Origin of the sequence: Vibrio sp. 1F263, assembly GCF_041439035.1 — a bacterium.
Lineage (GTDB): Bacteria > Pseudomonadota > Gammaproteobacteria > Enterobacterales > Vibrionaceae > Vibrio > Vibrio tasmaniensis_A.
The window spans coordinates 1-9,511 of the sequence record NZ_JBGONI010000037.1 but is presented as its reverse complement, the minus strand read 5'-3'; the positions used below and the strand labels follow the sequence as shown (position 1 = coordinate 9,511).

At 43.0% G+C, this 9,511-nt stretch carries 10 protein-coding genes and 1 pseudogene; 2 read left to right on the top strand and 9 right to left on the bottom strand.

Annotated features, from left to right (window positions below; all coding sequences use genetic code 11):
- Positions 1-43: 43 nt before the first annotated feature.
- Entirely contained in the window at positions 44-508 is a 465-nt protein-coding gene (locus ACED25_RS18895) for a DUF1566 domain-containing protein (protein WP_339385035.1), read from the top strand.
- Between the two features lie 585 nt (positions 509-1,093).
- Here ACED25_RS18895 and ACED25_RS18890 read toward each other — a convergent pair.
- On the bottom strand, positions 1,094-1,987 hold the full coding sequence (locus tag ACED25_RS18890; RefSeq protein ID WP_017100374.1) for a dihydrodipicolinate synthase family protein: 894 nt from the start codon (positions 1,985-1,987) through the stop codon (positions 1,094-1,096).
- Between the two features lie 235 nt (positions 1,988-2,222).
- Here ACED25_RS18890 and ACED25_RS18885 point away from each other — a divergent pair.
- Positions 2,223-2,401, top strand: a pseudogene (locus tag ACED25_RS18885) (IS256 family transposase); the annotation flags it as partial.
- A gap of 9 nt (positions 2,402-2,410) precedes the next feature.
- Here ACED25_RS18885 and ACED25_RS18880 read toward each other — a convergent pair.
- From ACED25_RS18880 to ACED25_RS18845, 8 genes are all read right to left on the bottom strand, one after another.
- A complete protein-coding gene (locus ACED25_RS18880) occupies positions 2,411-3,343 on the bottom strand; it encodes a RimK family alpha-L-glutamate ligase (RefSeq protein ID WP_017100375.1) in 933 nt (310 codons plus the stop codon).
- A gap of 16 nt (positions 3,344-3,359) precedes the next feature.
- The gene (locus ACED25_RS18875) at positions 3,360-4,100 is read right to left on the bottom strand and encodes an SDR family NAD(P)-dependent oxidoreductase (protein WP_017100376.1); all 741 of its coding nucleotides are present in this window, start codon (positions 4,098-4,100) and stop codon (positions 3,360-3,362) included.
- Between the two features lie 9 nt (positions 4,101-4,109).
- Positions 4,110-5,282 (bottom strand): MFS transporter, encoded by a 1,173-nt coding sequence (locus tag ACED25_RS18870; protein WP_017100377.1) that lies wholly within the window; start codon positions 5,280-5,282, stop codon positions 4,110-4,112.
- An 88-nt stretch (positions 5,283-5,370) separates the two neighbouring features.
- Positions 5,371-6,360 (bottom strand): cysteine synthase A, encoded by a 990-nt coding sequence (gene cysK, locus ACED25_RS18865; protein ID WP_017100378.1) that lies wholly within the window; start codon positions 6,358-6,360, stop codon positions 5,371-5,373.
- 20 nt (positions 6,361-6,380) lie between these two features.
- Positions 6,381-7,154, bottom strand: a complete 774-nt coding sequence (locus ACED25_RS18860) for a YqcI/YcgG family protein (protein WP_017102335.1) — start codon at positions 7,152-7,154, stop codon at positions 6,381-6,383.
- Positions 7,155-7,156: 2 nt separating this feature from the next.
- On the bottom strand, positions 7,157-7,984 hold the full coding sequence (locus ACED25_RS18855; protein ID WP_229648119.1) for an arginase family protein: 828 nt from the start codon (positions 7,982-7,984) through the stop codon (positions 7,157-7,159).
- 902 nt (positions 7,985-8,886) lie between these two features.
- Positions 8,887-9,105, bottom strand: coding sequence for a hypothetical protein (locus ACED25_RS18850; RefSeq protein ID WP_139137543.1), 219 nt, complete (start codon positions 9,103-9,105; stop codon positions 8,887-8,889).
- A 185-nt stretch (positions 9,106-9,290) separates the two neighbouring features.
- Positions 9,291-9,401, bottom strand: a complete 111-nt coding sequence (locus ACED25_RS18845) for a hypothetical protein (RefSeq protein WP_371695879.1) — start codon at positions 9,399-9,401, stop codon at positions 9,291-9,293.
- Between the last annotated feature and the right edge of the window lie 110 nt (positions 9,402-9,511).

The window sequence follows — 9,511 nt, the reverse complement described above, 5'->3', positions numbered from 1 at the left end:
CACGACGGTTGAGGCTTTCCTAGACGGAGTCACCAGTAACACAGTGGACGTGGAGGTCTATGCATGTAGGAGTACGGGAGCTTCATGTCTTGACATCTTCGATACTGGTAGTGGGAAATTGTTTACAAATTCACCATCCAAAACGTTCCTAGATAGTAGAGGAGGCAGTACAAATAAAGGTTTTACACAAGAAATAGGAACTTCAGGTCCTACTGGGGATTTCTATATTTTCGATTGGAATAACGCAGATTCATTGTGTGACACATATAATTCCAAGAGTATTGCAGGACGAACCAACTGGCGTTTAGCTACTGTGAATGAGTTAAGGGGACTATTCAACACAAATGGAAATATGTTTACTGCTCGTGGCTGGGCAGTCAGGATAAATTACTGGACATCAACGTCTCGTGGTCCGGGCTATGCCAATATATCTCTCAGAAATGGTCACTCTGGGCTCACTATGCCGAGCGACGACTATCTTTACGCATCGTGTGTCTCTGTTCCTTAGCGGCAAACGTCTGAGTCTTAGATTTCTCTCTCAAAACCACCTACCTCGGTAGGTGGTTATATTAGTGATTTTAATAAAGTGCTTGGCAGGTACTTTAATACATTAGTTAGTTATCAAGATAAAACCTAGGCAGATAGATATTGAGATGAACTGGTAGTCTTCTTCGATGAAATAACCTACCAGAAGTGCCGAAGTATATTGATGATGTCAGCTAACTTAAATATCTTGGTTATACCTATTATTGGTATTGTTTCTGGATATTACCTTCTAAAAGAGGGTGTTTTAGGTTTTGACTTATTAGGTATAAGTTTTTTGTTGTCGGCAATTGCCATCTGTAGTGGATAAGGGCATTTGGCCAACAACATGCAGGGTGGTCGTATGGTTGTAATACTAGAAGTAATCCGCAAAGTCAGGATGTTCTATGGTTCGTAACTCAGAAGTGTCCAGCTTCGTGCTGACAGGGTAGATCACATTTTACCCGTGGCAGCTAGATTAGTAAAAACACTGACACGGTTTTGGTCCAAAGCTTGCCATCTTGATTTTGGGTCGAAAAATCCCGTAAGAAATTTCACTCTACATATAGTGTTAAGCGAGATCTAACTCTGAGATAATTTCTTGCAGAATGAGCTTGGATTCACTATCTAATCCTGTCAAAGGGGTTGGTAAACATGGGGATTCAGCATAGCCTAATATTTCTGCCGCACTGACCATCACCCTCATGGCACCGAGATTATCTGAGAACAATTGCCACAGTCTGTCATATCTTAGAGAGAGTTCTTTCGCTTGCGCAGGGGAAGAAATTTTGGCTTGCTTAAATAAGTATAGAGCGGTGAGTGGGAACAAACCTGCTAGGACGGAATACCAAACGTCACATCCTGCTTGAATGCCATTTGAAGCGAATACGTCACCACTAACTCCAATCGTTACATTGCCTGGCAGTAGTTTTCTGAGAGCTTGAACTCGGCATCCACCCTGATCTTCAAATTGCGCACCAGGGAACTTTATTGACTGCACCATTTTTAGCTTTGCAATCTCAGCATGGAGTTCGTGACTAAAGGTAAAATGGGTAGCAGCTGGGTTGTCGTATACACAGATAGGTACCGAAACGCTCTCCGATACACGTCGATAGAGTTCATAGACTTCTTCATCGAATAACCGATGATAAGAAATAGGCGCGAGTAAAAGACCTTTTACGCCGAGCTGCTCTGCTTGCTCAGCATTAGCAAGCACATCCCTTAATCGTAGCGACCCGATGCCAGCCAAGACAGGAATTTCTCCTGCCATTTCAACTGCTGTAGCAATCGCGTTATGTTTCTCTGATGCGTTTAAATACGGATATAAACCTGTTGACCCTAAGGCACATATAGAATCAACCCTTGCGTTAATTAAACGGCCAAGAATCTGACTATAAGCGGTCACGTCGATTCGTTCATCCGACATCGGGGTGATCGGGAAAGCACTGATTCCTTTAAATATCATAGATAAATTCCTTTCATTATGTGTGTTTACCGAGTGTTATGCGACCATAATGAGCCTATCGCAAATACATTAAACAGGATGGTAAAGATAGACAATGATCTGCACAGCCAAGACTGGACACCAAATTAAGTGACTTTCCATACCTGTAGTTATTCATGACTTTCTAATTTAGCAAAGGTACTGATTTATTTTTGTCCAGAAACTTCATAGGCTAAATTTTTATCCGTCACTTTTTATCTCGAAAGCCGTCAACAAAAGTAAGCTATTCCCAACGGATGAAGTGGCAGGGAAGACGATCTTCTTAGCGATCCAGGATGTCTCCGTACAATGGACGATGCCCATATAAGCAAATGGCGACAAGTTCTGAACCGCTTTATAATTATGTTCGAAGACCGATTAACTGCTTATAGGTAACCAGGGCAGTTACAAAGAATCCTTTATATATACAGGCTTTGGGGCTTTATCAATAATCGACTGCACAAATATATCAACGCATTCAGGCGTAAGTGGTAGGCTTAGTGATGGTTCGGTTATCTCAAGTTCCAGCAGCAGCGGCCGACCATTTTTACCTTCAATGAAGTCTAATCTCGCGTACAGAAGTGGTTGAGAAAGACCAAGATTGCTTTGTACTAACCTCAATATACGCTTCGCCAACGCCTTCTCTTCACTATTCGCTTCTTTTAGCTTGCGAAATTCCATGTCCGGCGTTTTAGTCTCACCACGTTGTGCGAGCAAAGGTTCCTTCTTAATCGCATGTGAGTACGTATGATCAAAGTAAATCATGTTCGTTTCACCATGCTCTTCAATCGTATGTAGGTATGGTTGAATAATGACGCCCTTACCTAGTCCTAATAGGTAACGCACATGCTGAGTTATTTTGTCTAAATCTTCGATGGACAGACGAATGACACCGAATGAATAGGCACCAACTGTTGGTTTAATCACGACTTCGTGAACTTTCCAGTAGTTATCTTGAAGATTAGCAACGGCTGCTTGAATCTCAGTTTCTGAGTAGATGATTTCTGTCGGGACAATTGGGACACCCTGCTTCTCGAGTTGTTTCAAATAACTCTTGTCTGAGTTCCATCTGATCACCGATAGAGGATTGAGCAGTACTGAACAATTTTCAACTTGTTGGCAAAATTCAATGAATGGCTCAATTTTCTCCATATAGGTCCACGGTGAGCGCAGGACAACCACATCATACATAGCCCAATCGTGGTTGGGGCTATCCCAAAATATCACATCAACTTCCACGTCAGTACGCTTAAAAGCGTCCAGAATATAAGGCATATCATAGTCGACAGCTAGGCTATCACTATCTGAGACTAAAGCGACTTTCTTTGTTGCGAGCATTTAACTATTCCTTTTACTACCAGGGAAGAAGGGATTCCATGTGAATAAACTGACCACTCACTAAGCTGTCAGCATCAAGTGCCACTTTTATCGCTGTGAGGGCTCCTTCTTTTGGGGTTAACATCCCATCGCCATCGTTTAAGTCGGTCTTTGTATAGCCGGGATGGATGCTATTTACCGTTATCGAGGTATCTCGAAGCTCATAGGCGAGGTGAGCAGTCCAAGAATTGAGGGCACTTTTTGAGGCACTGTACGCTGGTAGAGATTTAAATTCATCCGTGTATGCGTATGATTTGGTGTCACTATGTAACGTCACCGATCCCAATAAGCTCGATACATTGAGGATTTTTCCTTTCATTGAGCGCTTGAGTAAAGGTAAAAAGCTGCGGGTTACGTTTACCGTACCAAACAAATTTGTATTGAACGTTTCAAACCATTTTATGAGTGGTTGTTCAGACGGCGGTGTGCCATATTCTTCAACCCTTATTGCTGCGTTGTTTATAAGTATATCGACCTTACCAAACAAGGTTTCAACGATATGGACGGCTTCTTTGATAGATTTGTCGTCGGTAATGTCCATACATAAGCAATAGACTTCGATACCTTGGAGGTTCAGGTTAGCAGCAGCCTCTTTAATTGCTGCTGCTTTTCTACCAGCAAGCAGTACCTTATGACCTTGCTTGCCAAGTTCTGCTGCAATTTCAAAACCGATCCCTCTGTTTGCTCCTGTAATGAGCGAAATCTGTGAGTCTGACATTCAGCCTTCCTAGCTCTTAACTTTCATAAAGTGAGTTTGTTTCTTCCCTTCTATCAACTTTCCGACGACAATAATGAAACAAAGAGCCAGTAGAAGTGTTAGAAAACTGAGTATCGCCATCCAGTTACCGAAGCGCTGCGCTATGAATCCGGACGTAATTACAGGTATCGAAAATCCGACATAAGAATAGATGTACATGCCAGCCGTAGAGCTTGCCTTGTCGATGTTATGGTTACTCGTAAACTTAAGTAGCCCCGCCATATATGTGAAACCATAACTTGAAAGGCTAGTGCAACTGGCTCCGAAAAGAATGATCGTGATAGATTCATGATAGTAGCCAAGTGCTATGAGGCTAAACCCAAATACCGTAAAGAAACATCCCAATATTAGGCTTGAGTTTGGGTGCAAGCGTTTAGCAATGTGTTGAGTCAAAAAACCAGTGCAAATAGATAGGAAAACCATTAAGCCAGTCCAATCGCTTAAACCCATCTCATTGAGAAGTATTGGTACGATTGCGATGACCATACCCGTTGTAGCCCAAGCTAACATCATGCCTAAACCATACGACCACGTGTTGGTGGGGAAGCAAGGCAATGTAATGAGTTTGAGATTTGGTTTTATGGTTTGGTTGCTCGGCAATCGAACCAGCAACAACAACAACAAAGAAACGAGTAGAAATAGACTGAGGTAACTGTATGGCAGCACTGTCATGCCAGCTACGTTTAGGCTCACACTTGTCGCAAGTGCACCACTACCAAACCCCAACGACGTAGACGCGGCCACTAGCAACGTACCAAATTTTTGTTCTCGTTCATCAATAAGGTCGTATATATACGCTGAGACTGAGGTTGTGGTTAAGGCGGTAGCAACACCCAATAGCAGTCTTGCGACAAATAACGAGGTCCAATTTGGCTGAATGACGAGCAATGCCGTTGCCCCCGCACTTAACAATAGTGCAAGGAATATGGGTTGCTTCCTACCTACTTTATTTGAAATACCCCCTAGCATTAATAGAGTAGGCAATAGACCCAATACATAGGCAGCAAAGGCGATGGCGACCGCCGCGGGGCCCATGTTACTGTTTTCGGCATAAACACTGTAAAGAGGTGCTTGAAGGTTTACAGAGTAGGTCACACAGAACATGACCAACGCCAACACACTTAATGAAATTCGTTTTTCCATACGAGTATTCCTTTCGTTGATAATTATCGTTGATAGCGTTTACATGTCACGTGTACTATTAACATAAATCCAGTATTTAGAGGGTGAACTATGCATTACATTCAGCTGTTATAGACTCTTCGCTCCAAGTTGTAATAAAAGGGTCCGTTTCTTCATTACCAAGTTGATCAAACAACTCAGTAGACAAATATCTTTCTCCTGTATCTGGTGCCATTGCCAATATCACGCTTCCTTTAGATGCAGATTTAGCCACTTCTAAAGCTGTAGCTACCGTTGCCCCGGCAGAGATACCAACAAGAATGCCTTCGTGACGAGCTAAGTCACGTGCCGTCGTGATCCCCAAATTTCCATCAACAGTGACAAGGTTATCCACCACACTCTTATCCAGCACACTTGGTATGAAATCTGGGGTCCAACCTTGGATGGGGTGAACTTTCCATTGGTCCTTTGCGAGGATCTGAGCACCTTTAGGTTCTGGGACGACAATTTCAACCTCCGGTCGTGCCACCTTCAGCATCTGTCCAATACCCGTAAGAGTTCCGCTTGTACCAAAGCCTGTGACAAAGTAATCCAAACGCTTACCAGAAAAATCACTGAGTATCTCACTTGCTGTCGTTTCACGATGATAAGCAGGGTTAGCTGGATTATCGAACTGGCGGGGTCTGAACCATCCATTCTGAGCTGCAAGCTGGTCGGCAATTCGATTACCGCCGCTACTACCTTGTTCACTTGGGAACAAGATGACTTCACCACCGTAAGCGCGAATTAGCTTCCTGCGTTCTAGCGAATATCCATCCCCCATTACGGCGATAAATTTGTATCCTCTGGCTGCGGCAACCATGGCCAAGGCAATTCCAACATTACCTGAAGTGCATTCAATAATTGTGTCGTCTTTCTTGAGCAAACCTTTTGTTTCAGCGTCTAACACGATTGAGAGTGCAAGCCTATCTTTGACTGAACCAGCTGGGTTGAAAGACTCCACTTTGACATAAACCTCGACTCCCTTTGGAGCAAGATTGTTTAGTTTGACAATTGGAGTGCATCCAACAGTTTCTGTTATTGAGTTATATAAAGGCATCTACGTTCTCTCGTTAGTTTTTATTTGAAGGGACACAGTCTTGGTCGTTTCACACTAGCTTCTTGCAACTGATACTGACGCCATTCGAGGTTTTCTTCTTCTCCATAAAACCCCAACTCAGTTGGCATCACTCCGTTGTTGTATTTTTTGACACGATTTCGAATACGCTCTCGAGCCTGCCTGCCACCTTTCGTTTCACCATTAGCGACCATGTCAAAGACCTCCCTTGCGTTAATCACAAAATTAAGGCGTGAGCCGAGATTCCGATTTCTAAGCACTTGATGCTTGTCTGAGCTCATGTTGATAAACAGTTCGACACCATTAAAGCAGTATGTCCATTTAGATGCCTCGGGGTCGATAGGTATATGCCTAGGCCATTGAGCGACATCGTGCTCATGCGTCCAATTTAAGACTTCCCAACCAAGCTTGTGCGGTGCCATTGAAAGTGAAAGGTCCGGAGAAAAAAACACCACTAATGGCGAGAACATACGCTTATTAACTGGAGTGGAATTCAACATGTCCGTATAAGCAATCAGTCCATGCAAAAACGGGTAGTAAGTGTTGTGTTCATCCGACTCACAAAACAGCACTTGGATAGTCTTAGAGTTCCACGCTCTGCGGCTAAACAGGCAAGGGAACTCAGGGGCGCTGACTCTCTTACTGAATTCTTCCCACGCTTCCTTCTTCCAGTTTGAAAACTGATTCAGTTCTTGCAACAGTTCTGCATGTGTATACAAGGTTTTATGTTGCTCATTAGGCGCAAGAGCCGCAGGGTTAGTTTTGATGATTTCCATGACTATAAACTCTTATTTTTTTTGAATAGCGCATCCACGGCTTGAATGATGAGATCTAGTCCTTCTGTATTGGCTACTGACGAGTGGCTATCTGCACAGAACTCAGCAAGTTCTAAGCCCATAATTTGGTTGTTAGGAAGTGACTCGAATAGATCCAATAATTGGGCGACTTTCAAGCCTCCCTCGACTTTGAAGTCAGCGGAAATCTGCCCCGGGTCCATAACGTCCCAATCCACATGAACCCAGACTTTGGAATCACCAATGAATTTGATGACTGACTCTGGCGTCAGAGTTGAAGGGGGAAAGTGCATGAGACCTGCATTATTAACGTTGTTAAGTTCTTTTTCATCGATGTCATGTACGCCAATTAAAGCAACATTATTAGGTTTAACTCCCGCGCCAAAACCGCTATCCCACAGGCCGCATGTAGCAGCCAATACCATCCCGCCGAGATAACCGGTTTCTGTCGTTTCAGGGGTATTAAAGTCACTGTGTGCATCGATCCATAGGACCTTTATGTCAGGAAAAGTCGATGCAACAACGGGCAGTGTCGCTAAGCTCGCTGAGCAGGTATTTGATGCAAATAGGACAGGGCTATCGCCAGTGGCTAGTAAATGGGAGATTTTTGTCTGCAACAGAGCGAGGGTCTTTCGAGATTCCTGGAGTGCAACACTCCAATCATCCGATTTCGTAGGCGATCGTTGCCCTACGTAGTTAGGTGTAATGTCATAATATAGAGCAAGTTTATTTGCTGTGAGCTTTGCGCCCTCGAGCATACGATCTGCTCTGTCCGCGACACGTCCTTGAGAGCAGAGTATTTGAAAAGGCATTTAGAAAGACGTCCATATATTAAAAATGAAGTCTTTTTATAGCTCAGCTAGATAAATATAAAAAAATAATAATGATTATTTATTATCAAAATAACTTTCAATATTAATTGAATTAATAAAATCCCATATATTATAAGGGTTTTTATTGACTTTCCGTATTCTCGTTTTAACGTGTTGTAGGTGAGTAAATTTGGCCACTAGGCTAGAGGTTTTACAAGACCTTGAATAATTCATGAAATATTAATTTAATAAAACGTGTAACTCAGAAATGTCCGTGCGACCTGAAGTCGTATGAAACGTTGTTCACCACGAAGGGTGAACCATCTGTACTACCAGATGCCCCTAGGAGCCTGAATAAAGAAGCGGCTCTGACAATGTAACGAAGCTTGGTTGTTGACTGAGCTGGAAGAATCGTTAGAGGACGTTCCTCCTGACAACCACAAGTCGGGTGAGTGCTAGGGGGGCAATATGATGAATATAATGAATCCATTTAAGGCGCGTTATATGATGAAGCAGCGGAAGTGGTTAATACGCTGTAGCCAAAAGGCAACGAGAGTCGGGAAGAGATTGGACATTACTCTTTCGTGGTCATTGCACTCTCCGCACCATTGTGGGCATCTAAGTTGACATTTTATGCGGCATACGGAACAGGGCAAGCCTGTATATCTCCCTATGGGAAAGCAGCCTGTAAAGGTTGCCGATAGGTATGCAGGTAAAGGAGGTTAGAAAAAGCGAATGCTACTTTGTAATGAAGTAGATACAGGTTATATCTGGCGCGAAAGCGAGCTGACTTCTAACTGGTCTCCCGTTGCGAGATAGCTTGAAGAACTTTATTAAAGAAGAAAAACAAATGATGATTTCGAATAAAATCAGTGCGTCTTCTGACAGCGAACCGTGGTTTCTTATTCATTAAATGGCCATTGGGGCAGTTTTAAAGCTTTAAGTGTGTATCGCAAAGGTAATTTTGTTACTGGGTGCTTAACGATGCCTTTGTGGAGGCTTGAGCCGTATGCAGTGAAAGTTGCACGTACGGTTCTGAGGAGGGAGGCATCTGGGAACAGGTGCCGCCTATCCGACAGAGGCGTTTTAGCGATAATCGCCGTTAACTGTAATTTCGTCATTTTTAGCCTGTATTCTGGAGTTAAAGTGCTCCTGGATAAGAGTAACTTGGCGTTCATGTAAAAACAGTGTGTTCAAATCTACACCCCTTTCAAGAGGGGCGTTTTTCATCGATAATTTAGGCTCTTAGCGAAAACAAATAGTAATCGGGAAGTATTCCAAAAAATGCCCCTGTATTTTCAATTTTTCACCACACAGCCAAGTTAAAAGATTTTCGCTTCTTAAGCTCAATAAGCCATGAACCAAAATATTTTTCGACCGACTTATCTTTCCATAAAATTGACCTTGCGGCATGGATAAATAGCGTTCTCAGTTCTTTATTTCCTCGTTTTGATATTCCAAGTAGCGTTAACTGGCTTTGTTGCGTAATTCAATGGAACTAAATCAAGAACCTACGATCTGATCAGC

What these genes read in the sequence shown, in the direction of transcription:
- ACED25_RS18890 (WP_017100374.1), bottom strand. Translation starts at nt 1,987, where the DNA reads ATGATATTTAAAGGAATCAGTGCTTTCCCGATCACCCCGATGTCGGAT.
- ACED25_RS18880 (WP_017100375.1), bottom strand. Translation starts at nt 3,343, where the DNA reads ATGCTCGCAACAAAGAAAGTCGCTTTAGTCTCAGATAGTGATAGCCTA.
- ACED25_RS18875 (WP_017100376.1), bottom strand. Translation starts at nt 4,100, where the DNA reads ATGTCAGACTCACAGATTTCGCTCATTACAGGAGCAAACAGAGGGATC.
- ACED25_RS18870 (WP_017100377.1), bottom strand. Translation starts at nt 5,282, where the DNA reads ATGGAAAAACGAATTTCATTAAGTGTGTTGGCGTTGGTCATGTTCTGT.
- cysK (WP_017100378.1), bottom strand. Translation starts at nt 6,360, where the DNA reads ATGCCTTTATATAACTCAATAACAGAAACTGTTGGATGCACTCCAATT.
- ACED25_RS18860 (WP_017102335.1), bottom strand. Translation starts at nt 7,154, where the DNA reads ATGGAAATCATCAAAACTAACCCTGCGGCTCTTGCGCCTAATGAGCAA.
- ACED25_RS18855 (WP_229648119.1), bottom strand. Translation starts at nt 7,984, where the DNA reads ATGCCTTTTCAAATACTCTGCTCTCAAGGACGTGTCGCGGACAGAGCA.
- ACED25_RS18850 (WP_139137543.1), bottom strand. Translation starts at nt 9,105, where the DNA reads ATGACGAAATTACAGTTAACGGCGATTATCGCTAAAACGCCTCTGTCG.